Origin of the sequence: Halorussus lipolyticus (genome assembly GCF_029338375.1) — an archaeon.
Lineage (GTDB): Archaea > Halobacteriota > Halobacteria > Halobacteriales > Haladaptataceae > Halorussus > Halorussus lipolyticus.
The window spans coordinates 711992-733881 of sequence record NZ_CP119804.1 but is presented as its reverse complement, the minus strand read 5'-3'; the positions used below and the strand labels follow the sequence as shown (position 1 = coordinate 733881).

The window sequence follows — 21890 nt, the reverse complement described above, 5'->3', positions numbered from 1 at the left end:
CATGGTTGGAATAAGTTTTGGGTCGTCTGCGGGCCGTCCCGGCGTTCACTTTCGCTGTGCGGCGAAAGCGGTTAGGCACCCCGACCCTATCGCCGACTCGTGGACGAGACCATCGATTGGCTCCGAGGTCGGCCCTACTACGACGCCCAAATCGAGAGCCACCGGACCCTCCTCGGCCGAGACGGCGAGTTCTGCGACGTGGACCTCGAAGCGCGACTGGCGGGCGCGTTCGACGAGCGGGGCATCGACGGCCTCTACCGCCATCAGGCCGAGGCCATCGAGGCGGTCCGACGAGGAGAGAACGTCGTCCTCGCAACGCCGACCGCGAGCGGAAAGAGCCTCGCGTACACCGTTCCGGCGTTCGAGCGAGCGATGGACCACGGCGGGCGAACGCTCTACGTCGCGCCCCAGAACGCGCTCATCAACGACCAAGACGAGACGCTCTCGGCGTTGGCGCGAGACCTCGGATTCGGGAGCAAGGTCTCGGTCGAGCAGTACACCGGGCGACAGAGCAAGTCCGAGAAGCGCGAGGTTCGGGACCGGCGACCGACCGTGGTCCTCTCGAATCCCGATATGCTCCACTACGCGCTCCTGCCCCACGCCCACCGCCTCTGGGACTGGTTTTTCGAGGGATTGGAGACTGTCGTGCTGGACGAAGTTCACGAGTATCGAGGCGTCTTCGGGAGCCACGTCGCGCTGGTTCTGCGTCGGCTTCGGCGAATCTGCGACCGATTCGGCTCCGACCCGCAGTTCGTCTGCTGTTCGGCGACCATCGGGAATCCGGTCGAACACGCCGCGAGCGTGACGGGGACCGACCCGGACTCGTTCTGCCTGATAGACGAGGACACCAGCGACACCGGGCCGACCCACTGGTTGCTCTGGAACCCGCCGGAGTACGAGAATCCGCAGGCCGGGACTTCGGGCCGGCGCAAGTCGAGTCACGCCGAGACCAAGCGCGTCTTCGCGGATTTGGTCTCGAAGGGCCACCAGACGTTGACCTTCACCCGCGCCCGGCAGGCCGCCGAGCAGTGGGCGATGGAGAGCGCGAAGGAACTCCGGGAGCGGGGTCGCGGGGACCTCGCGCCCGACGTGACGGCGTATCAGGCCGCGCTGAAGAACGACCGCCGGAAGGAAATCGAGGAGGGCCTGAACTCCGGGTCGGTCCGGGGCGTCTGGAGTACCAACGCGCTGGAACTCGGCGTGGACATCGGGGGCCTCGACGCGGTGCTGTTGGACGGCTACCCCGGCACCCGGATGGCGGCTTTCCAGCAGGCCGGGCGGGCCGGCCGGGGCGACGACCCGAGTCTCGTGGCGATGGTCGCGGGCGAGGACCAACTCGACCAGTACCTGATGGCCAACCCCGAGGACTTCTTCGCCGGGAATCCCGAGCGCGCGGTGGTCAACCCCGAGAACGACCAACTCCTGCCGAATCACGTCGTCTCGGCGGCCCGCGAGACGTGGCTCTCGCCCGACGACAGCGACTACTTCGGCGACTCCTTCCCGGACCTCGTGGCGGACCTCGAATCCGAGGGTCTGCTGGAGAGCAGGCTAACCGACGACGGCCTGCGCTGGACCTACGACGGCGAGGGGAGTCCCCAGCACGAGATGAGTCTGCGCTCCATCGACGACCGCGAAGTGGAGTTGCTGGACCGCCGGAACGACGACACGATTGCGAGTCTGCCCTTCGAGGACGCCCTGACCGACGCTCATCCGGGAGCCATCTACCACCATCAGGGCCAGTCCTACGAGGTCGTGGACCTCGATTTGAGCAAACAGGTCGCGGAACTCTCCCCGACGTGGGCCGACTACCACACCAAGGTCCTCCACGAGAAGGAGATTACCGTCGAGGAGGACATCCGCGAAAAGACCCTCTCGACCCGCGAGGACGTGCCGGTCCGGTTCGCCGACGTGACGATGCGCAAGCAGATTACGGGGTTCGAGCGCCGGGACCGGTCGGGCGAGACGCTGGGCAGGGAGACGCTGGACATGCCCGAAATCTCGCTCCGGACCAAGGCGCTGTACTTCACGGTGCCCGACGACGTGGAGCAGACGATGCGCTCGCGGGGCGACTTCAACGGCGGCATCCACGCCGCCGAACACGGCATGATTTCGCTGTTCCCCCTCGAACTGCTGTGCGACCGGGCGGACATCGGCGGCCTCTCGACGCCGATGCACCCCCACACCGGCCGAAGTACCATCTTCATCTACGACGGCTATCCCGGCGGCGTGGGCCTCGTGCGCGAGGGCTACGGGACTGTCGAGGACCTGATGGCAAACACCGCGGAGATGATTGGGGCCTGCGACTGCGACGAGGCCGGCGGGTGCCCGGCCTGTGTGCAGTCTCCTCACTGCGGGAACGCGAACGACCCGCTGGACAAGGAGCAGGCCCGGTTCCTGCTTGAAGAACTGACCGACACCGACGCCGATTCTGGGGAATAGCCTCACCGAAAGCGCGCCCCAGCGGGCCGCCGGGGCGCGCTCGGTTGTCTCAGCAATCTCTATCGGCGCGCGAGTGGTGCGGAGAGCGCGCCGGCATGTCGCTGAGCGACCGGGTGGGGCTTGAAGAAGCGTTCACGGCTACGATTCTGCCGGCTATCAAAACGAATCCAACTCCCACAACCCCCTAAAACACCCAGTCAGAATTATCACGTCCGAGAAAAGCACCGTAAAATTAAGTCACGTGCCGTGTAACCCCCGACTAGCATGGAGGACGACGACCTCTCGGAGGTGCGGGAGCGCAAGAAGCAAGCGCTCATGCAGAAACACGGCCTCGGAGCGCCCTCTGCGCCGGTGTACGTCGATGGCTCGCAGAACTTCGAGCAGACCGTGGCCGCCCACGAGGTCGTACTGGTCCACTACTACGCCAACCGCGGTGCCGGCCAGCGCCTCCACCCCATCGTGGAATCGGTCGCAAACGAGACGCTCGCCGGGGTGGCGAAGGTGAACGTCGTGCATCACCAGAAGTTGGCGCTGGAGCAGGGCATCGAGTCCACGCCGACGTTCGAGGTGTACGCCGACGGCGAGTGCGAGGAGCGAATTCAGGGCCACGTCGAGAAAGCCGACCTCGTGGAACTGGTCGAGGAGTACACGGTCCTCTGAGCGCCATCGGTTGGGTCGGAGTCGGGACGGTCCGGCCTCCGGCAGAACGACTGCTACCACCGAACCACATATTCAATTTCATACACATTGTTTTTGTTCGTTTTAGAAATACTCAGGATGTACACTCGCCTATCCGAAACACCTTTTAGGCCGACCTAACTTAGATTAGGCTGACCTAAACCATGTCCGACTCCCTCGAAGCGCTCCGCCGCCAAATCGCCGAGTGCGCCACCGACGACGGTGATTTCTACGTCGCGTGCGCCGAGACCGACGAGCGCCCCGCGCCGCTGACCGGCCGGCGATTCCCCTCCGAGGAGGCCGCCGAGGAGGCCGCCCAACTCGCTCGCACCTACCGGAGTCGCCTCCGCGAGACCGACCCCGAACTCCCCGAGCATCGCTTCGCCGTCTACGAGCAGTCCGGCAACCCCCTGACCATCGTCTCGACCCGCGAGCGAACCGAGGAGAAGCGCGAGAACGGTCTGCCCCGGACCGAGCGGTCGGTCACGGTTTCCGGCGACGGCGAACACGAGTGGCTCCGGATGGACAACGCGCCGGTGGTCCACGTCCGGCAGGACGGCGAACCGCTCCCTGACGATGCGGTCGAGCGCCAACTCGATTCCAAGCTATGACTCTCAAACAGACGAGTGCCGAAACGACGACGGTCGAACGCCGGACCGCCGACGCAATCGAGCGCGCCGAGGCCGAACGCGACCGAATCGAGGAGAAAGCGACGGCCTTCGAGGAGTTCGGCGAGCGCGTCCGGGAAGTCTCGGCCGACGCGGGCCAGCAGGGCGGCGGTGCGACTGCCTCGGCGAACGGCCGACTCGGCCAGTCCGCCGGAAGCACGCTCGCCGTGGGGACCGCCACGGGAACCGCGAGCGCCAGCGCCGCCGAATCCGTCCGCGAGGCCTTCACCGAGACGGTCCTGCCCTACGCCGACGCCGGGACGCTCTCGGAGGCGATGGCCGACGAGTTGTCCGCCGAACTGGCCGCGGCGCTCTCTCCCGCGGCGGGTGGGTTCGCGCCGGGACTCAAGGCACAACTCGTCTCCCGAATCGAGGCCCGCCGGAAGGAGGTCGGACTGCTGGCCGACGCCATCGGGGCCGAGCGCGACCGAATCCGGGAGGTCGCCGACGAACTCGACGCGATTACCGAGTGGCTCGCCGACGCCGACGAGACGCCCCTCCTCCAACTCGGTTTCGAGGAGTTACGGGAGCGCCACGACCGGTTGGCGTCCTTCCGCGAGACCTGCGACCGACTCGCGGACGAGCGCCAGTCCGCAGTTCGGGGCACTCAGAACGACGGCCTGACCGGCATCCGGGAGTCGGAACTGCTGGACCACCTCTACGGCGAGTTCGAGGCGGACTACCCCGTCCTCGCCGACCTCGCGGAACTCGACGCCGCGCTCGCCGACTGCCAGCGCGCGGTCCGGAGCCATCTCTGCGCTCGGGTCTGAAAGTCCTACCTATCATTCTCTCTACCAATGGCGATTCCGAAACCTCTTAGCGACTCCGCTGGCGTCTCCCACCGAACCCCCATGACAGACCGTCTCGAACACCTCCACCAGCGGATAGCCGACTTGGCCGACCCCGATGGCGATTTCGCCGTCGTCTGTCCGCTGTCTGGCAAACGCCCGGTCCCGGTGCGCGGCGAGTCCTTTCCCTCGGCGACCGCCGTCGAGGAGGCCGTCGAACTCGTCCGTGAGTACCGCACGCTCCTCCGGGAAGTTGACCCGCACCTCGAAAACATCCCCATCGTGGCGACCGAGCGCGGTGCCGACCCCCTCGCACTGGACGACGATTCGGCGGGAATCGGGCGGTCCTCGGGGTCGATTTCGCTGTCGGGCGAGACCGACCGCGAGTGGCTTCGGATGGACGACGCGCCCGTGGTCCACGTCCGGCGGGACGGCGAACTGCTCGACGACGGGTCGGTGGCGTGGCAACTCGACGCGAAACTCTGACCTCACCCGGCGTCTCGAATCTCCCGGCGGAGTTCCGGAATCAGGTCGAAATCCCGGTCGGTGTCGCCCAGTACCAGCAGTGAGTGGTACCGGAGGTACGTCTGGACCGGCACGAAGACCACCGCGAGCGTGGCGGTCAGAAGCACGAAGTACGACAGCACCAGCAGGACCGCGACGGCCACCGCGAGCGGGTTCGCCAGCAGTCCGGCCGGGCCGCCGAGCGCGGGGACGGCGAAAATCCCGACGACCACGAGCGGCGCGACCAGCACCGCGCCGACGACGCCGCCGATTATCGACGCGAGGACGCCGACGGCGAACGAGAGGCCGACCCGGACCAGCGCGTAGACGCCGTACTGCTTCCAATCGCGGGTCAGCGTCGGCCAGAATCGCTTCCACCCCGCGGCGACGCCGACGTTCTTCAGAATCATCACGGGGACGACGAAGTTGACCGTGAAACCGTCTACGATTGCGACGGCGATGCCGACGAGTATCAACAGCGGCGCGAGGACCACCAGCAGGCCGACCGGAAGCGCCGGGGCGATTCCCGCGAGCGAGAGGACGCCCGCCACTACCCCGAGCGCCGGGAGCGCGACCAATAGCCCGAGCAACACCCGGAAGACGAACAACTGGACGGCCTGCCCGGTGTGCTGGCCCGCGTAGTCCCGAATCCGGACGCGCCGTCTGCGAAGCGACTCCACGAAGACGAACTCCATCACCGACCCGACCAGCGCGTAGAGCAGGCCGACCACCAGCGCGACGGCGACGACCCCGACGAGTATCGGCAGGAACTCGCCGAATTCGGCGGGGAGGTCGGTCTCGATTCCGGTCGGTCCCGGCGGGCCGCCGGGAGTTCCGGGACTGGTCGAACTCCCCGTAGAGGCAGAGGAGCCGCCGCCTCCTCCGCCGGCGTTACCGAGGAAGAAGACGACCAGCGCGAGTTTGAGCCATTGGCGAGCATCGAGCGGGGTCAGAAACGCCTTCGTCGCGTCGAAGGCGTCGTCCAGCACAGCGACTGCGTACCACGACATGTCAGGGGGTACACGGCCGACCGAGAAAACTGTCGGGGGAGTGTGAGAAACGAAAATCTACTCGAAAGCAAGAAAAATAATCGGAAAGTAAATATTCTCGTTTCCTACACCGATACAGCTTCGCCGAGGCCGCCGTCGATGAGTTGGATGAGGACCGCGGCGATGCCGGTCCGGGACGACCAGATGGCTGTCTCGTCGTCGAGTTCCGCGTTGTCGCGCTGGTTGCGGACGCTCAGCAGGACCGTCTCGGCGTCCACGACCACGACCCGACCCACCGGGTCGTCGCCGTGGGGGTGGTCGGCCGGGACTTGGACGACCTGCACGTCGCTGTCGGCGAAGATTTCGCCGAGCGCCTCGTCGCCGATGACGACCACTTCGACGCCGGAATCGGCCTGCTCGCGCATGAGGTCCGCGAGTTCGTTGGTCAGACCGCGGGCGTCCCGCCCGACGCCGAAGACGACCCGGTGTTCGGCCTCCTCCAGCAGTTGCTCGACCCGACCGTCGATGCTGGTCCGACCGTGGACCGTCCAGATGTCCTCGCGCTCCTCGTCGCCCTCGCCACGCTGTTCGCGGGCCGATTCGAGGTAGTCGAACGCGCGTTCCTTGGTGCGCTCGAACTCTCCTCGGAGGTGCGACCGGGCGGCTTCGAGGCTGACGGGCCGGTACTGGATGGGCTTGGACTGCTGGACCTCGACCAGACCGCGCTCTTGGAGCGACTCGGCCGCACCGTAGACCTGCGACCGGGGCACGTCCGTCGCCCGATGCACGTCGCGGGCGGTGCCGGTCCCGAGTCGCTGGAGCGCGGTGAAAACCTTGGCCTCGTAGTTCGAGAGACCCAGATTTTCGAGGGCCTCGATGGCGTCGGGTTCGTCCATTAGTCCTCTCCCACCTCCGTCGCGCCGCTGTTTGCGACCGGGCTACCGGCGGTCTGGGTCGTGGCCTCGCCGGTCTCGCCCGGCCCGAGGTAGCGCGTCCACAGCACCAGCAGGCTGGGAAGCACCAGCACGCTGGCGAGGAAGGCGTAGATGATGGTCAGGCCGGTGATGATGCCGAACTGCTGGAGCGCGGGCAGGATGGCGAACGAGAGGACGCCGAACCCGCCGACGGTCGTCGCCGCGCTTCCCAACAGCGCGCCGCCGGTTCCGGTGACGCTCTCGTGCATCGCCTGCCAGATAGTGTCACGCCGACCGAGTTCCAGCGTGAACCGCTCGCTGAGGTGGATGCTGTAGGCGACGCCCAACCCGACCGTGAGGCTGGTAATCATCCCCGTCAGGACGTTGAAGGGCATCCCCAGCAGGTACATCGTCCCGAGAATCCACGAGACGCTGAACGCCACCGGGAGGAGCGTGATGGCTCCGAGGGTGGCGCTCCCGTGAGCGAGTCGGTAGGCTATCATCAGGAAGCCGAACGTCGCGCCCAGCGTGATGATGAGGCTCTGGATGACCGTATCGAGCAGTTGGTCTTGGACGATTTCGAAGACGATGGGCTGACCGGTCGCGGTGGCGGTCAGGTCGTCGCCTTCGACGCCATCGGCAACTTCGCGCATCTGCTCGGTGACTGCCGACGACGAGGCCCCGCCCTTGACCGAGACGACCATCCGGACCGCGGTGTACTCGCCGTCCTCGCGGGCGACGACGCCCTCGGCTTGGTCGGGTGCGACCTCGTAGAGTTCGTCGTAGACCTGTTCGACGTTCTTGTCGGGCACGCCGTCACCGTCGGTGTCCGCAGACTGAAGCGTCGCGTTGAACGTCTCGTTCTCGGCCGCGACCTGCGACATCACCGAGAGCGGACTCTGAATCCGGGGTTCGCCGTTCGAGAGGACGACCACCACGTCCTTCTCGGCGGCCGAGTCGCGCGCCGACTGGACTTGCTCTAAGGCTGACGCGCTCGCCACGTCACCCTCGATGAGAACTTGGGCCTGCGAGTCCTGTCGCAGGAAGTTCTCGTTGACGTACTCGAGGTTCGCCTTCGCCGTGTAGGTGCCGGGCGCGAACGGTTCGGGCAGGTCCTTCATCCACCCCGGCGGGTCCTCGGCGAGGAAGTCGCTCTGAGAGAAACTGGTATCGACCTGCGTCGCGCCGTATGCGCCACCGGCCGACAGCACCAGCGTCAGCGCCAACACCACGATGGGGGCCTTGCGCGCCGCAGTCGCACCGACCGACAGCATCGACCCGAGCGCGCCGCCGCCGGTTCCGAACGCTCGCTTCTGGCGGTCGAAGCCCTTCGATTCGAGGAGACTGTCGATTTCGACCTTCAGGGCCGGAATCAGGCCCCCGAACACGACCAGCGCCGCCAGAATGCCGACCGAACTCACGATACCGAAGTCCTGAATCGGCGGCAGGGGACTGACGAGGTTCGACATGAAGCCGATGACCGTCGTCGCCGTGACCCAGACGAGCGCCACGCCGACGCTCGCCAGCGCCACCGACATGCCTTCACGGACGCTCTCGCCTTCGTGTTCTTCGCGCTCCTCGCGGTGACGCATGAAGACGTGAATCGCGTAGTCGATGGAGAGACCGATGAGGAGGACGGGCACCGCGATGAAAATCTGGTTGAACGTGATGCCTGCCCAACCCATGAACCCGAAGGTCCAGACGAGGACCGCGAAGATGCCGAACACCCCGAGGAGGATGTCCAGCAGGTCCCGGTACGCGATGATGAGAGTTATCACCACGAACAGCAGGGCCATCGGGCCGACGATGGCGATACTGTCGGCCATCGACTGGTCGGTCTCCTCGCTGATGATGCCGGACCCGAAGACCAGCACGTCGCGGTCTATCGACTGCTGGGCGAGCGTCTGCATGGCGGTCTGGGACTCCACGATGGTCGAGGAGGCCATGCTTTGGACGGTCTCGCTCTGCTGGGTCTGGAAGACGACCAGCATCGTCGCGTCGGCCTCGGTGCTACCCGGTTCGTAGGAGGTCGGCATGAACGCGAAGGCCTGCTCGGCGGGACCGTTACCGCCCTCGGTCAGGACCGACCCGACGAGCGATTCGACTTCCGACTCGTTCATCGATTGAAGCTGTTCGATTTGCTCCGAGAGGGTCGGCGCGGAAGCGTTCTGCAACTGCGCGCGTTGCTCCTGCAACTGCGTGCCCTGTTCTCGAAGTTCGGCGAACTCCCCGCGGAGGACGCCCGGCAGACCCTTCGTGTAGGTCTGCTCGAAGCTCTGTTGAATCGGTGCGGCGCGCTCGCGGTAGGTCGAGCGGTTGATTTCGCCCGCGGCCAGCGAGGCGTTGAGCGTGTCGAGTTGCCCCTGAAGCGTCCGGGTCTGGCTCATCAGCCGCGTGAATCGAGCGGCCTGCGTGTCGGTCAGGGATTGGTCCACGCCGCTCCGAATCTGGCGAAGCTGACTGTCGAGTTGACTCGCTTGCTGGCGGTAAGCCGAGTCGTTAATTTGACCGCGCTGGCGCGACCGGTTCAGTTGGTCGTACTGGCGCTGAATCTCTCGCGTCCGGTTCAGCGCGTCGGAAAGCTGGCCGGCCGTGGCGTTGAGTTTCGCGCGCTTCTGGCGGAGCGCCGCGCCCTCCTCGCGGAGTTCGGTCGCCTGCTCTTGGCGAATCGCCACGGTGGCGACGATGTTCGCCACCCCGGAAGTCGGGGTGTTGTTCGCCAGCGTCTGGTTTATCGTCCGGTTGTTCCGGAGCGACTGCTGGAGTTCGAGCGTCTCGATTAGTGCGCCCTTCGAGAGGACGTTTCCGTCCTCGTCCCGGACGATTAGCTGTACTGACGTTCTGTTCTGGTCGCCCGAAGCGAAGTTCGACTCGATGAAGTCCAACTTCTCGGCGGCCGTACTGTCGCTTTGGAACTGCTCGAGCGACGACGACTGGCCGACCATCGGTGCGCCCGCCCCGACCAGTACGGTCAGGACGAGGAGAACCGCGATAATTCCGCGACTGTACTCCGTGACGGCCGCAAAGAGGTCGCTCGCCTTCACGCGACGACCCCCTGCGGTGCTGTTTGTAGGAACATACTATCAGCGGTGTTGTTAGAAGGGTACTAACAGCTCGGCCATAAAGGTCTCGGATTCGAAATCGCCCCGTGGAGATGGTAACTCCGGCAAACGCCGAGACCGAACGCGAGCAGTCGAGGAAATATTCCAATAATTCAAATGACCCTATATACGTCTAAAACATAGAAATATACTTTTCAAATGAACACGTGGCGTTGTTACGCGCGTTCGATTCCCGGCGGTTCGACACGACCTCGAAACCAGTCGGTCGTCCGTCAGTATCGAGCGACGACGCACCGTCAAACGGGCCGAATCGACCACTAGACGCCTTCTTTCCGGCAAATCGCGCTTCGCTCGACACCTTTTAGAGCGGGGCGTGTCCAATAGAGACGTATGCCAGTTTCTCGAACCGCCCTCAGCGACGACCGAAAGGTGAGTACGGCGGTCGTCGAGGCGGTGGCCGAGGCCGAAGGCGTCACACCGGTCGAAATCGACACGCCGCTCCACCGCGCCATCGACCCGGACGCGTTGAACCGACTGTTCGGGCGCGAGTGGACGAGAGCAGGGACTCCTCGGGTGCGGTTCACCTACTCCGGGTACGAGGTAACTGTTCTCGACGCGGAGCGAATCACCGTCCGGTCCGCCGACGAGGACGAACGCGGCGCTCCCGACGACTCAGCGAGCGGCCAGTAAAAAACGGTTGAACGTTCGGTCTACTTCAGCGCGGCGTAGGGGTTCAGCACGCCCGAACTGTAGTAGGCCTTGTCGAACTCATCAACTTCGTCCGCGCTGTTCTCCAGCGTCTGGCGGACCTCGTTTGCGTTGAGACCGGGGTTCTGACTCCGGACGAGCGCGGCGGCACCAGCGACCTGCGGTGCGGCCATCGACGTACCGGCAATCCACGAGTAGTCGTAGGTGGCACCGAGGTAGTTGCCCTCGTCGTCGAAGTTGGGCATGGCAACCGTGTTGAACACCATGTCGTAGTACCAGCCGGCGGGGAACTCGGCGTCGTAGTTGCCACCGGGTGCGCCGATGTCCACGGCGTTGGTGCCGTAATTGGTGTACTTCGCGGGCGTGTAGGTCGGCGATTCGAGACCCTCACCGCCCCAGTTGAAGCCGATGGGACCGGTCGCACTGACCGAAATCACGTTGGCGGCCTCTGCCGGGAGGCTGACGACGTTGCCGTCGTGCTGGAGGTCAGCGCCGTCGTTACCGGCCGCGACGACGATGACGGTGCCCTGATTGTTGGCGTAGGTCGTCGTCCGGTTGAGGACCTTGCCGTAGAACTTCCCTTGGCCCTTCCGGGTGGAGGGGTACGCGCCGAGGCTGAGGTTGGCGGCGTCCGAACCGATGCGGACGCTGTAGACGATTGCCGCGAGGATGTCGGCGAACGACGCGAGCGAACTCGGCGAGAAGACCCGGCAGTCCACGATTTCGGTACCGGGGGCGCTCCCGACGACGCCGGCGTCGTTCTGGTCGTCGGCCGCGACGATACCTGCGACGTGGGTACCGTGGTAGCCGCCGTAGGGACCCGCCGCACCGTAGCCGTCGCCGGTGAAGTCCTGCGAAAGCTCCTCGTTGACGGCGTGTTCGAGGTCCGGGTGGCCCGCCGCGACACCGGTGTCGATGACGGAGACGCGGGTCTCCTCACCGCGCGTGATTTCGTGGGCTTCCGGGATGTTCTGGGCCTGCTTGTCCCACTGAATCGGGTACGCGGGTTCGTCGCTCGCGTCCTCGGCCGTGATGGGCGACTCTCGCTCGATGGGGAGGTCGAGCGAGTAGGCGCTGTCGGCGGCGTAGTCGATGCCGAGCGATTCGACGTCGGACTCCGACCCCTTCACGACCAGCACGTTGATTTCGTGGAGGTCGTGGACGACTTCGAGGCCCGCTGATTCGACCTCGGACTGGGAGGTCTTCGCCGTGTCCACGAGGAATCGCTCGGTGGACGCCGCGGCAGTGACGGAACTGCCGACCGCGATGCCGCCGAGTGCTGTACCGCTGAGCTTGAGGAACGACCGTCGGTTGTAACCGGCCATAAGAGATTTAATTGGGATGTTACTTTATAACATCTTTGGTATGGCATTCCATTACTTGTGGCATACATAAGTAAGCACTCTCGGTCGGGAAATAATTAGCCACCGATAGGTCCGGGTTTCTCCGGAGGGTTCGCTGGGCCGACGACGAGTCCCCGTCAGTTCACCCACTAACTTTATGCGTCTTTCGCGTCGATTTTCGGACAATGGTTGCGTTGGATACGGTCCTGCGAGTCGCCGGTGGTGGCTTGCTGTTACTCGGCAACGGCTACTTCGTCACCATCGAGTTCGCCATGACTCGCGTTCGGCAGTTCACCGAAGGCGAGTTCCAAGGGTCGATGGGATTGGAGCGCGCGTGGGAGATGACCGACAAGTTGGAAATCTTTCTCTCGGGGTGCCAACTCGGAATCACCATCTGTAGCGTCGGCCTCGGCGTGGTCGCCGAACCCGCGCTGGCGACCCTCCTCACACCGGTCATCGCACTAACCGGCATCAGTTCGCACGCGGCGAGCGCCATCGCCGCCCTCACCATCATCAACCTCCTGCACGTCATCGTCGGCGAGCAGGCCCCGACGTATCTGGGCATCGAGCGCACCCGGTTCGTCGCCAAGTACGGTTCGGCACCGCTCTACTACTGGACCAAGATTTTCTCGCCCGTCATCATCCTCTCGGACAAGGCGGCGAAGTGGCTCCTCTCGCTGTTCGGCGTCGAAATCACTCGGTCGTGGACCGAGGCCGAGGAGGGCGAGGACACCCAAATCTCGACCAGAGGAGACGTGCGCCGGGAAATCGGCGACCTGCTGAGTCGGACCGACCTCGAAGACGAGCGCGAGGAGGAGGTCCTCGCGGCGTTCGCCATCGACGACATCCTCGCCAGCGACATCATGGTGGACCGCGAGGACGTGGTGTCGCTGTCGGTGGACGACGACCCGGACGCGGTGGTTCGGACCGTCGAGGAGCATCCCTTCTCCCGGTTCCCGCTGGTTGACGGCGAGTTAGCGGAGTTCGTCGGTGTCATCCACGCACCGGTCCTCGTGACCAACCTCGACGGACTCCGGGCGGGCGAGACGACGCTCGCGGAAATCGCCATCGACCCGATGACGGTGCCGGCCGACCAAGCCGTCAGCGAGGTCATCGACCAGTTTCAGGCCCAACACCACGAACTCGCGCTGGTCGAGTCCGAGGGAGAAGTCGTCGGACTGGTCACGGCGACAGACGCTTTCGAGGCCGTGATGGGCGACCTCGAAGACCCCTTCGACGAGGAGGAGAGACCGGAAGCGACCTCCTGAGAGTCGCTATCCGCGAATCGTGCCCGCGGAGAGGTCTTTCAGTTTTCCTTCGACGGTGTAGCCCGGCGTCTCGACTTGGATGGTCGAGTCGGGACCGACCTCGTGGAACTTGAGGTGAAGCTCGTAGCTACCCTCGTCGGCGATGTCGGTCGATTCGACCTGTTGGGTCTTGCGGTGACGTGCCCACGCGTTCTCTCCGGCAAAGTCGGCTTGGGTCTCTCCCTTAATGACCCAGTTTTTGGGCGTGCTGTCAACGTCGTTGCCACGCATCGGGTAGCCGCGGTCGTGCCACTCCCAGAAGCCCTCGTCGATGACGTAGACGTTCTCGTAGCCCTCGTTGATGAGTTGGGACGCCCGGATGGACGAGAGGTGGTGGGGACACCCGCAGTAGCAGACGATGCGGTCGTCTTTGGGCCAGTCCATCACGGGATCGTCCGACGCCCGGCGATTCGGCGAGGCCTGACTCAGGACCGAACCGTAGACGCGGGAGGTTTTGTACTGCTTCTCGCCGCGGGCGTCGGCGATGCGGGCCTCGCCGCGCTTGTACCAGTAGTGAACCACGTCTACCGGGGCCAGCGGGACCTGCACGCCGTTCTCCTTGACCGTGCCGAACGACGAGGTGTCGATGTTGCGCTTCTCCGGTTGGTCGTCGAACGCCGGCGGGTAGCCGTCCAGATTCCCGTCGGTCGGCGTGACAGCGAGTTTGCCCCCGCCACCGCCGCCGCCGAGACATCCGGCGACTGCCGACAGCGAAACCGCGCTACTCGTCAGAAAGGCTCGTCGTTTCATCTATGAGTACCCTTAGCAAATGCCGTGGTATTAATTTTACCCTTACTCCTTCCGCATCCAGTTCGGGGAAAATCAGCGCGAGCGCGGACTGAACTATTCGATGGAAACGCGAGCGACCTACTCCAGCGAGACGGTGCGGTCACAGAAGTTCCGAAACCGAGAGTACGTCTGGTCGGTGACGGCCTCGCGGACCGTGCAGTAGGCACCGCAGGCCTCCTTGGCGCGGGCGCTGGATACGACCGACTCGAACAGGCGAAAGACCTGCTCCTCTCTGCCGTACATCAGCAGGACGTTCACGTTGTCCACGACCACCCACCCGCCGCGCATCACGTACTCCATCGCCTTCGAGAACCGGATGCTGATGCCGGTGAGGTCGCTGGGGTCCACCGCGTCGGTGGTCCAGAGCGGCCCGTCGTACTCGACCTGCGACCCCGTGACCGGGACGACCCCGACCTTCTGAGGGTCGCCTCCTCGCTGACGGACGATGGCCTCGACCTTCTCGGGGGCGGCCGTCGCCGAGACGACCAGCAGGTTCTCGAAGGCCTCGTCGGGCAGGACCGACAGCGGCGACTCCATCGAGGGCACCGAGACCAGCGCCTGCTCGCCGGGCGAGAGGGTGAACGACCCGCCGTCAGTCCTCCTCTGCACTCTCGAACCCCCCAGAGGAGTCGGTGACGGTCACGGTGGCTTCGACCTCGCCGCCGTCGAACCGGACGAACGGTCGGGCGAACTGCCAGAGACCGAGCGCCGCCAGCAGGGCCGACACCACGTCGAGGACCGCCGAGGTGAGTGTCATGCCCAGCGGAATCGCCGCGACGTACGAGACGGTCAGCGCGAGGAAGGCACCGCTCAGCAGGAGGAGTCCTCGCGTGTGCGCGACGTTCTGAGCGTAGGCCAAGACCGGATAGACCAACAGCGCGCTGGTCAGGACCATCATCGTGGTCTGGGCGATGAAGACCAACGAGACGAAGTTGTTCATCGGATTCATAGTTTCCTCCGTTCGGTCAGGAGGACGAGGACCCGCGCGGCCGACACCAGCGCCCCGAGCGTCGCCACCGACGACACCACGAGGGCGAAGGAGATGGAGGCGGGCATCTCCACCACTGCGCTGGCGTTCAGTCCGACGTATCCCACCAGCACGACCGGGAGCGGTCGCAGGACCGCACCGAACGGCGCACCCCGGAATCCGCGGGCCGCGATGACGGCAATCGGGACCGTCCCCGCGAGGATGAGCGTGGTCGCCAGCGTCAGCAACTGTTCGAGTTCCATCGAGCGCGGGTTTTCGCTAATAGATTAAATAACCCGTTGTTGAACCGGGTGGCGCGGACCGCCGACAAGTCCGGAGCGCCGAGTGGACCGGTGGAACCGGGAAAATCCGCTCCTGAATGGTCAAAGAAAATATAAAATTGGGGCGGTGAAACCGAAACGATGAGTTCCCAAATCGACGCGCTGGTAGCGGCGCTCGAAGAACGGGTCGGCGACGGCCTGCGCGGCGTCTTCTACGGCGACTTCCGGGAACGGGAGTACTCGGTCGCCTACGCCGACGACGGGGCGCTCGAAGGCTACTCGGTCGAGGAGGTCGGCAAAGTCATCGAGGACGTGTCGTTCGAGAAACTCCACAGCGACCGACGGAGCGACCTCCACGAACCGCTCGGACGCTACACCGCCACGGTCGAGGTGTTCGACGACGGCATCAACCTCGTCGTGGTCGGGTACGACGACGCGCCGACGATTTTCGTCGGGATAGAGGGCGACGTGGCGAACGTCACGCCTGCGCTCGAAGCGATGCGCGAGGTCTTGGACTAAAACAATCCGAACAACCGTTTTAGAATTGTTTATATGGTTAAAATAATCCAGTAGTTGTTTCTCGGACTACTCAAGCCACTCGTCGGCCAGCACGCCGAAGTAGCGCATATCGACGTACTCGCCGTCGGTGAACGCCTCGTCTCGGTGGACGCCCTCCTCCTCGAAGCCCAACTTCTCCCAGATGCGCGCCGAGGCCTCGTTAGTCGCCAGCACGCGGGCCATCACGCGGTGCATCCGGAGTTCGCGGACGGCGTAGTCGGTCAGCAGGCGCGAGGCCGCGGTGCCGTAGCCCCGGCCGTGGAACTCGGGGGCAAGCCAGATGCCGATTTCGCAGTGGCCCGCCCGCTGGTTCAGGTCGTGGAGACCGATGGTACCGACGATTTCCTCGTCGTGACAGATTGCGAGGTTCACGTCCTCGCGGTTCGACACCTGCTCCTCGAAGTACTCGCGCTCCTGCACGGCGTTGAGCGGGAACGCCGTGGTCAAGCCAGCGCGCACTTCGGGCAAGTTGATGGTGTCGCGCAGGAACTCGATGTCGTCCTCCTCGATGGTCCGGAGCGTCACGTCGTCGCCCCGAAGGAATACCGCACCGGGCATACGAGAGGCTTCTTCGGGAACCGATATAAACGGGCAGGATGGCGTGGGGGTTTCTAACAAATGAAGGTTGGGAGAAGCACAACTGACCACGCGCTTCACTCGGTGAAACGGGAGACTTCCTTGGCGGACTGAAAGGGCGAGCGCGGTTCGCGTACATCTTGGTCGTCTCAGCGCGGCCCTATTTCGCGGGCGCAGAACCGCGCCCGCGAAATATCCCGGTGAGCGACCGCCGGAGGACAAACCGCGTCCTCCGAGATCACCCTCACTTCGTTCGCGTGACCGCGAACCGCGCGAGGGCTTTCTAAACTGCAGTTGGTGTTCTCGTTGTTTCGCTGAAACAGTACCCGAGAACTGCACCGTCGCGCCAGCAAATCAGGATACTTCGAGAATCCCTCCCACCTCTCGCACGAATCGCTTTACTCCTCGAAACCGAACATCCGCCATGCGCACCGCAGTCCTGAAAGAACCCGGCCGACTCGAAATCGAGGAGCGCCCCGAACCCGACCCCGCGTCCGACGAGGTGCTGGTCGCAATCGGCGAGGTCGGCATCTGCGGGTCGGACCTCCACTACTACGAACACGGCAGAATCGGCGACTACGTGGTCGAGGACCCCCTGATTCTGGGCCACGAGAGCGCGGGCGAGGTCACAGCGGTCGGCGAGCAGGTCGCTGACCTCCGAGTGGGCGACCGGGTGGCGCTCGAACCGGGCGTGCCCTGCCGGCGGTGCGCCCACTGCAAGCGCGGCGAGTACAACCTCTGCCCGGACGTGACGTTCATGGCGACGCCGCCGGACGACGGGGCGTTCGCGGAGTACGTCGTGTGGCCCGCCGACTTCGCCTACCGCCTCCCCGAGTCGGTCTCGATTCGGGAGGGCGCGCTCTGCGAACCCCTCAGCGTGGGCATCCACGCCGCCCGGCGCGGCGAGGTCGGGGTCGGCGATTCGGTCCTCGTCACCGGCGCGGGACCCATCGGTCTGCTGGCGATGGCCGCTGTCCACGCTGGGGGAGCAAGCGAGGTCCTCGTCTCCGAGGTAGTGGACGCAAAGCGCCGCCGCGCCGAGGAGCGCGGTGCCGACGCGACCATCGACCCGAGCGAGACCGACCTCGCGGAAGCGGTCGCCGACCACGCGAATCGCTCCGGCGTGGACGTGGTAATCGAGGCCTCGGGCGCGAAATCCGCCATCGCGGGGTCGCTCGACGCGGTTCGCCGGGGTGGCACCGTCGTCTTCGTCGGCCTCGCGCCCGAGGCCGAGGTCCCCCTGAACGTGCTGGACATCGTGGACAACGAACTCGACGTTCGGGGGTCCTTCCGGTACCGGAACACCTACCCTTCAGCCGTGGACCTCCTCGCAGACGGCGCGGTGGACGTGGAAGGCATCGTGGACTTCGCGGCCGACTTGGCCGACGTAGACGACGCGTTCCGGCGCGCGATGGACGGAGAGACGGTGAAAGGGATGGTGACGGTCGGAGAGTAAGGTCAAAACCGACGAGGGTTCTTCTCGGGTTGGCGGTAGACCTCTGTCGTCCGGTTTCTACAGCACTGACACTCCAGCGTCTCGCGGATGTAGACGCCCGAATCCGACTCGACTGCCGACTCGTTGCGGACCGGGCGCTTGGCGACGCGCTCTCTGGCGAAGGCGGTCCCGCACTCCGAACAGGCCGTGTGGTCGCGCACGGCGTAGTAGTTCACGCCGAACCCAAACAGGAGGACGCCGCACAGAACCGACCACGGCGGGAGTCCCGACCAGTCGCCGGGACCGAAAATGAAGGCGTAGAACTGCCGGACTAAAACGAGGAGACCGACCGTTCCCATCCCGGCAAAGACCTCGGTCCGGGGTCGCACGGCGCGGTGGAGAAAGCCGTAGAGCGATACCCACGGGCCGTAGTTCGGGAGTGCGACCTCGCCAGTCTCGTCGGATTCCTCGGGTTCGGTGTCCGGTTCGTATACGTTTCTGCTCACGCCACCAACTGCCTCTGGACAACAATTACCACGGTCATTATTTATGTTTTCTGGTAATTGCTGAGGTGACGTATCATTACCCGCGACGGAACGCCGTTGGGCGATTATTCGGCGTTACCGCCCTCGGGGGAGTCGCTCTCGGGGTCGTCGTCCGACTCGGGGTCGGTCACGGCGGACGACTCGCCTGCGCCGACGATGGCCTCCACGTCGGCGTGGTCGTGGAGCAGGTCACGCATCGTCTCGACCGTCTCGGCGTCTCGGGTCCGGCCGCTCCGCACGATGTCCTCGGCGCGTTCGATGGTCGTCAGCGTGTCCGACTGGACCAGCAGGACGGGGACGCCCTTCTCCTCGGCCTTGCCGACGATTGCCCCCGGCGGCCGGAATCCGCCGGTCAGGATGAGGCACTTCACGCCGGGCGCTTCGAGCGCGACGCGCTGGAGGTCCGGCCGGTCGCCCCCGGTGATGAGCGCGGCGTCCTTGGTCCGGCGGAGGTGCCTGAGCGCGGAATCGCCCGACATCGCGCCGACGAGGAACCGCTCTACGAAGGCGTCACCCGGCGCGTCGTTCAACTGCTCCGCGGAGAGTTCCGCAGAGAGGCCGTCTACGGTCACACCGGCCAGCGACTGCTCGCGGGGGACGACCCCGAGGACCGGGACTCCTCGGCCTTCGAGGAAGGGCACCACCTCGGTTTCGAGGTCGTCGAAGTTGGCGTCCGAGATGGCGTTGAACAGCACGCCGAGCAATCGGTCGCCCACGTCGTCGGCCGCCGCCAGCAGGTCGTCAACGTCGCCGCCCTTCGCGTACTTCGAGAGGAGCAGAACTTCGGCATCGAGCAGGTCGGCGACTTCGGGGTCGGTGAGGTCCACGATGCCGCCCGTGGTTAGCTTGCCGCCGCCCTCCACGACCATCAAATCCTTTCCTTCAGCAAGTTTTTCAAAGCTCTTGCGTACCTGTTCACGGATTTCGTCGGCGTCCTCCCGGCCTCGAATCGCCTGCTCGATGAACGTCGGCGAGTAGACGATGGGTTCGAGATTATGCATCTCGGCGTCCAAATCCAGCAGGTCGCGGGCCAGCATCGGGTCCTCGTCCAGCGTCTTGCCGACGTTGGACTGGAGTCGGGTGCCCTTGGGTTTCATGTAGCCGACCGACAGGCCGCGCTCGGCGGCCAGTTTGGCCAGCGCGAGCGCGACCGCGGTCTTGCCTGTACTCTCCTCGGTCGCGGTAACGAGTATCGTTTTCATAGTTTATCAGGGTCCACAGTCAGTCGCACGTCCACGGCCTGCACCCCGTCGGGACCGGCCACGAGGGGGTTCACGTCGAGTTCCAAGATTGCGGGGAAGTCGGTCACGAGTTGCGAGAGACGCTGAAGGCTCTCTACGATTGCCTCCCGGTCGGCGGGTTCGCGCCCCCTCGCTCCTCGCAGGAGGGGTGCCGACCGGATTCCCTCGACCATCTCGGTGGCCTCTCGCTCGCTGACCGGGGCGACTCGGGTCTCGGTGTCCTCCAGAATCTCCACGAAGATACCGCCGAGACCGAACAACAGCAGGGGACCGAACTGCGGGTCCCGGTTCATCCCGATGATGGTCTCGGTGCCCGAATCGAGGTCCACCATCTCTTGGACCTGCACGCCCAGAATATCGGCGTCTGGCTGGTAGTTCCGGGCGCGAGTCACGAGGTCCTCGTAGGCATCGTACACGTCTTCCGGGGCGACACCGACCTTCACGCCGCCGATGTCGGACTTGTGGAGAATGTCGGGGGAGACGATTTTCATCACCACGTCGCCCTCGATGTCTTGGGCCGACGCGACGGCCTCCTCGGGGTCCTCGGCGATGGTCCCCTCGGGGGTCGGAATCCCGTAGGCGTCGAGCAGACCCATCGCTTCCACGCCGAGGCGATTGTCGCCGCGCTCCTCGACGCGTTCCAGAATTTGGCGGGCGCGCTCCCGGTCCACGTCGAATTTTTCGGGGTCCTCGTACTCGCGCTGGCTGATTTCCCGGTAGCGCGAGAGCGAATCGAGACTCCGGACCGCCCGCGCCGGGTCGAAGTAGTTCGGAATGCCGCCCTCGCGCAGTTTCTCCTTGGCCGACGAAGTGCGCTCGCCGCCCATCAGCACCGACGCGACGGGCTTGTCGTACTCGGCCTGCAAGTCGGTGACGACCTCGGCGAGTTCGTCGTAGTCGAGGACCGCGGTCGGTGCCGAAAGGACCACCGCGCACCCGACGTTCTCGTCGGCCAGCGCGATGTCCAGCGCCTGCTCGAATCGCTCGATGTCGGCGTCTCCGATGGCGTCGATTGGGTTGTAGATGTTGGCCTCCTCGGGCATCGCCTCCGAGAGCGCCGAGAGAGTCTCGTCGGAGAACGAGGCCAGCGAGAGGTTCGAGTCGCCCACCGCGTCGGTGGTCATCACGCCCGGACCGCCAGCGTTCGTGACGATAGCCACGTCGTCGGAGTCGGGCAGGGGTTGGCCCGACAGAATCTGGGCGAAGTCGAACAGCTCTTGGACGTTCTCGACCCGGAGGACGCCCGCCTGCTCCAGTCCGGCCTCGTAAGCCTGCTCGCTCCCGGCGAGGGTGCCGGTGTGCGACGAAACCGCTTGCGCGCCGGCCTCGGTCCGGCCCGACTTGACCATCACGATGGGAGTGTCGCCGGTCACTCGGCGGGCCGAGTCGATGAACTCCCCGCCGTTCTCGACGCCCTCCAGATAGCCCAGAATTACGTCGGTGTTGGGGTCCTCGCCCCATGCTTCCACGAAGTCGGTCTCGTCCAGTACTGCCTTGTTGCCCAGTGACACCACGTCTTTGAAACCGATTCCCTCGTCGTTAGCCCAGTCGAGGACCGCGGTGATGAACGCCCCCGACTGGCTCATGAACGAAATCGACCCGGAAAGCGCGTTCTCGGGGCCGAAGGTGGCGTTCATCCCGTTCGGGGTACTCATCACCCCGAGGCTGTTGGGACCGACGAGGTTGAGGTCGTACTGCTGGGCGACCTCGGTGAGTTCGGCCTCTCTGCTCGCACCCTCGCTTCCGGTCTCGCCGAATCCGGCGGTGATGACCACCACGTTCCGGACGCCGGCCTCGCCGCACTGGCGGACGGCCTCGACTGCGATTTTCGGGGGCACGACGACTACTGCGAGGTTCACTTCGCCCGGCACCTCGGCGATGTCGGGGTAACACTCCAGACCCAGCACGTCGTCGTATTTGGGGTTCACCGGGACGATTTCGCCCGCGAAGTCGGCCTGCAAGTTGCTCGTAATCGCCCGACCTATCGACCCTTCGCTCTCGGTCGCGCCGATTACGGCGACTCGCTCGGGGGCGAACAGTCCCGACAAACCGCCCGTATTCTCGTCCACGCCCGGAGGTTCGCCCGGTTTTCGCTTAA

Annotated in this window: 21 protein-coding genes; 9 read left to right on the top strand and 12 right to left on the bottom strand. The window is 65.1% G+C overall.

Translation table 11 applies throughout. The features are described from left to right. Positions 1–99 precede the first annotated feature (99 nt). From P2T57_RS03720 to P2T57_RS03700, 5 genes are all read left to right on the top strand, one after another. Positions 100–2439, top strand: a complete 2340-nt coding sequence (locus P2T57_RS03720; protein ID WP_276301139.1) for a DEAD/DEAH box helicase — start codon at positions 100–102, stop codon at positions 2437–2439. Positions 2440–2703: 264 nt separating this feature from the next. Further along, positions 2704–3099, top strand: coding sequence for a thioredoxin family protein (locus P2T57_RS03715; protein ID WP_276301138.1), 396 nt, complete (start codon positions 2704–2706; stop codon positions 3097–3099). A gap of 182 nt (positions 3100–3281) precedes the next feature. Continuing rightward, a complete protein-coding gene (locus P2T57_RS03710; protein WP_276301137.1) occupies positions 3282–3728 on the top strand; it encodes a DUF7552 domain-containing protein in 447 nt (148 codons plus the stop codon). Then, the gene (locus P2T57_RS03705) at positions 3725–4555 is read left to right on the top strand and encodes a DUF7260 family protein (RefSeq protein ID WP_276301136.1); all 831 of its coding nucleotides are present in this window, start codon (positions 3725–3727) and stop codon (positions 4553–4555) included. Before P2T57_RS03710 ends, P2T57_RS03705 begins: the two co-directional genes overlap by 4 nt. Positions 4556–4636: 81 nt before the next feature. Beyond that, positions 4637–5059 carry a DUF7552 domain-containing protein gene (locus P2T57_RS03700; RefSeq protein ID WP_276301135.1) on the top strand — a complete coding sequence of 141 codons (423 nt, stop codon included), beginning with the start codon at positions 4637–4639 and terminating at the stop codon, positions 5057–5059. A gap of 2 nt (positions 5060–5061) precedes the next feature. Here the strand turns inward: P2T57_RS03700 and P2T57_RS03695 are convergent, their stop codons facing one another. The 3 genes from P2T57_RS03695 to P2T57_RS03685 form a co-directional block, all read right to left on the bottom strand. Further along, the gene (locus P2T57_RS03695) at positions 5062–6087 is read right to left on the bottom strand and encodes a DUF7544 domain-containing protein (RefSeq protein ID WP_276301134.1); all 1026 of its coding nucleotides are present in this window, start codon (positions 6085–6087) and stop codon (positions 5062–5064) included. 104 nt (positions 6088–6191) lie between these two features. After that, positions 6192–6962 carry a TrmB family transcriptional regulator gene (locus P2T57_RS03690; protein ID WP_276301133.1) on the bottom strand — a complete coding sequence of 257 codons (771 nt, stop codon included), beginning with the start codon at positions 6960–6962 and terminating at the stop codon, positions 6192–6194. Further along, positions 6962–10024: an MMPL family transporter gene (locus P2T57_RS03685; protein ID WP_276301132.1), complete on the bottom strand. Its 3063-nt coding sequence runs from the start codon at positions 10022–10024 to the stop codon at positions 6962–6964. The genes P2T57_RS03690 and P2T57_RS03685 overlap by 1 nt, the downstream gene beginning before the upstream one ends. 408 nt (positions 10025–10432) lie before the next feature. Between P2T57_RS03685 and P2T57_RS03680 the strand changes: the two genes are divergently transcribed. Beyond that, positions 10433–10732 (top strand): HalOD1 output domain-containing protein, encoded by a 300-nt coding sequence (locus tag P2T57_RS03680; protein WP_276301131.1) that lies wholly within the window; start codon positions 10433–10435, stop codon positions 10730–10732. Between the two features lie 20 nt (positions 10733–10752). On the opposite strand, the gene P2T57_RS03675 is transcribed toward P2T57_RS03680, so the two are convergent. Beyond that, positions 10753–12075: a S8 family serine peptidase gene (locus P2T57_RS03675; RefSeq protein ID WP_276301130.1), complete on the bottom strand. Its 1323-nt coding sequence runs from the start codon at positions 12073–12075 to the stop codon at positions 10753–10755. A gap of 203 nt (positions 12076–12278) precedes the next feature. Here P2T57_RS03675 and P2T57_RS03670 point away from each other — a divergent pair, with 203 nt between their 5' ends. Then, on the top strand, positions 12279–13361 hold the full coding sequence (locus P2T57_RS03670) for a CNNM domain-containing protein (protein WP_276301129.1): 1083 nt from the start codon (positions 12279–12281) through the stop codon (positions 13359–13361). 6 nt (positions 13362–13367) lie between these two features. Here the strand turns inward: P2T57_RS03670 and P2T57_RS03665 are convergent, their stop codons facing one another. The 4 genes from P2T57_RS03665 to P2T57_RS03650 all read right to left on the bottom strand — a co-directional run bounded on the left by P2T57_RS03665 (position 13368) and on the right by P2T57_RS03650 (position 15419). After that, a complete protein-coding gene (locus P2T57_RS03665; RefSeq protein WP_276301128.1) occupies positions 13368–14150 on the bottom strand; it encodes a rhodanese-like domain-containing protein in 783 nt (260 codons plus the stop codon). Between the two features lie 117 nt (positions 14151–14267). Further along, entirely contained in the window at positions 14268–14798 is a 531-nt protein-coding gene (locus tag P2T57_RS03660; RefSeq protein ID WP_276301127.1) for a DUF7504 family protein, read from the bottom strand. Continuing rightward, positions 14782–15138 carry a hypothetical protein gene (locus P2T57_RS03655; protein WP_276301126.1) on the bottom strand — a complete coding sequence of 119 codons (357 nt, stop codon included), beginning with the start codon at positions 15136–15138 and terminating at the stop codon, positions 14782–14784. Before P2T57_RS03655 ends, P2T57_RS03660 begins: the two co-directional genes overlap by 17 nt. Next, positions 15135–15419: a hypothetical protein gene (locus tag P2T57_RS03650; protein ID WP_276301125.1), complete on the bottom strand. Its 285-nt coding sequence runs from the start codon at positions 15417–15419 to the stop codon at positions 15135–15137. The genes P2T57_RS03655 and P2T57_RS03650 overlap by 4 nt, the downstream gene beginning before the upstream one ends. 159 nt (positions 15420–15578) lie before the next feature. Between P2T57_RS03650 and P2T57_RS03645 the strand changes: the two genes are divergently transcribed. Beyond that, the gene (locus tag P2T57_RS03645; RefSeq protein ID WP_276301124.1) at positions 15579–15956 is read left to right on the top strand and encodes a DUF7522 family protein; all 378 of its coding nucleotides are present in this window, start codon (positions 15579–15581) and stop codon (positions 15954–15956) included. A gap of 66 nt (positions 15957–16022) precedes the next feature. Here P2T57_RS03645 and P2T57_RS03640 read toward each other — a convergent pair whose 3' ends face one another. After that, positions 16023–16553, bottom strand: a complete 531-nt coding sequence (locus P2T57_RS03640) for a GNAT family N-acetyltransferase (protein ID WP_276301123.1) — start codon at positions 16551–16553, stop codon at positions 16023–16025. A 442-nt stretch (positions 16554–16995) separates the two neighbouring features. Between P2T57_RS03640 and P2T57_RS03635 the strand changes: the two genes are divergently transcribed. After that, positions 16996–18027: an NAD(P)-dependent alcohol dehydrogenase gene (locus P2T57_RS03635; protein WP_276301122.1), complete on the top strand. Its 1032-nt coding sequence runs from the start codon at positions 16996–16998 to the stop codon at positions 18025–18027. A 2-nt stretch (positions 18028–18029) separates the two neighbouring features. On the opposite strand, the gene P2T57_RS03630 is transcribed toward P2T57_RS03635, so the two are convergent. From P2T57_RS03630 to acs, 3 genes are all read right to left on the bottom strand, one after another. Next, positions 18030–18512: a hypothetical protein gene (locus tag P2T57_RS03630; RefSeq protein WP_276301121.1), complete on the bottom strand. Its 483-nt coding sequence runs from the start codon at positions 18510–18512 to the stop codon at positions 18030–18032. Between the two features lie 104 nt (positions 18513–18616). Next, positions 18617–19753, bottom strand: a complete 1137-nt coding sequence (locus P2T57_RS03625; RefSeq protein WP_276301120.1) for a phosphotransacetylase family protein — start codon at positions 19751–19753, stop codon at positions 18617–18619. Next, positions 19750–21861, bottom strand: coding sequence for an acetate--CoA ligase alpha subunit (gene acs, locus P2T57_RS03620; protein ID WP_276301119.1), 2112 nt, complete (start codon positions 21859–21861; stop codon positions 19750–19752). The genes P2T57_RS03625 and acs overlap by 4 nt, the downstream gene beginning before the upstream one ends. Between the last annotated feature and the right edge of the window lie 29 nt (positions 21862–21890).

Excerpts from the sequence above, each read along its gene's own strand:
- P2T57_RS03715 (WP_276301138.1), top strand. The coding sequence starts at position 2,704 with ATGGAGGACGACGACCTCTCGGAGGTGCGGGAGCGCAAGAAGCAAGCG.
- P2T57_RS03710 (WP_276301137.1), top strand. The coding sequence starts at position 3,282 with ATGTCCGACTCCCTCGAAGCGCTCCGCCGCCAAATCGCCGAGTGCGCC.
- P2T57_RS03705 (WP_276301136.1), top strand. The coding sequence starts at position 3,725 with ATGACTCTCAAACAGACGAGTGCCGAAACGACGACGGTCGAACGCCGG.
- P2T57_RS03700 (WP_276301135.1), top strand. The coding sequence starts at position 4,637 with ATGACAGACCGTCTCGAACACCTCCACCAGCGGATAGCCGACTTGGCC.
- P2T57_RS03695 (WP_276301134.1), bottom strand. The coding sequence starts at position 6,087 with ATGTCGTGGTACGCAGTCGCTGTGCTGGACGACGCCTTCGACGCGACG.
- P2T57_RS03690 (WP_276301133.1), bottom strand. The coding sequence starts at position 6,962 with ATGGACGAACCCGACGCCATCGAGGCCCTCGAAAATCTGGGTCTCTCG.
- P2T57_RS03680 (WP_276301131.1), top strand. The coding sequence starts at position 10,433 with ATGCCAGTTTCTCGAACCGCCCTCAGCGACGACCGAAAGGTGAGTACG.
- P2T57_RS03675 (WP_276301130.1), bottom strand. The coding sequence starts at position 12,075 with ATGGCCGGTTACAACCGACGGTCGTTCCTCAAGCTCAGCGGTACAGCA.
- P2T57_RS03670 (WP_276301129.1), top strand. The coding sequence starts at position 12,279 with ATGGTTGCGTTGGATACGGTCCTGCGAGTCGCCGGTGGTGGCTTGCTG.
- P2T57_RS03665 (WP_276301128.1), bottom strand. The coding sequence starts at position 14,150 with ATGAAACGACGAGCCTTTCTGACGAGTAGCGCGGTTTCGCTGTCGGCA.
- P2T57_RS03655 (WP_276301126.1), bottom strand. The coding sequence starts at position 15,138 with ATGAATCCGATGAACAACTTCGTCTCGTTGGTCTTCATCGCCCAGACC.
- P2T57_RS03650 (WP_276301125.1), bottom strand. The coding sequence starts at position 15,419 with ATGGAACTCGAACAGTTGCTGACGCTGGCGACCACGCTCATCCTCGCG.
- P2T57_RS03645 (WP_276301124.1), top strand. The coding sequence starts at position 15,579 with ATGAGTTCCCAAATCGACGCGCTGGTAGCGGCGCTCGAAGAACGGGTC.
- P2T57_RS03640 (WP_276301123.1), bottom strand. The coding sequence starts at position 16,553 with ATGCCCGGTGCGGTATTCCTTCGGGGCGACGACGTGACGCTCCGGACC.
- P2T57_RS03635 (WP_276301122.1), top strand. The coding sequence starts at position 16,996 with ATGCGCACCGCAGTCCTGAAAGAACCCGGCCGACTCGAAATCGAGGAG.
- P2T57_RS03625 (WP_276301120.1), bottom strand. The coding sequence starts at position 19,753 with ATGAAAACGATACTCGTTACCGCGACCGAGGAGAGTACAGGCAAGACC.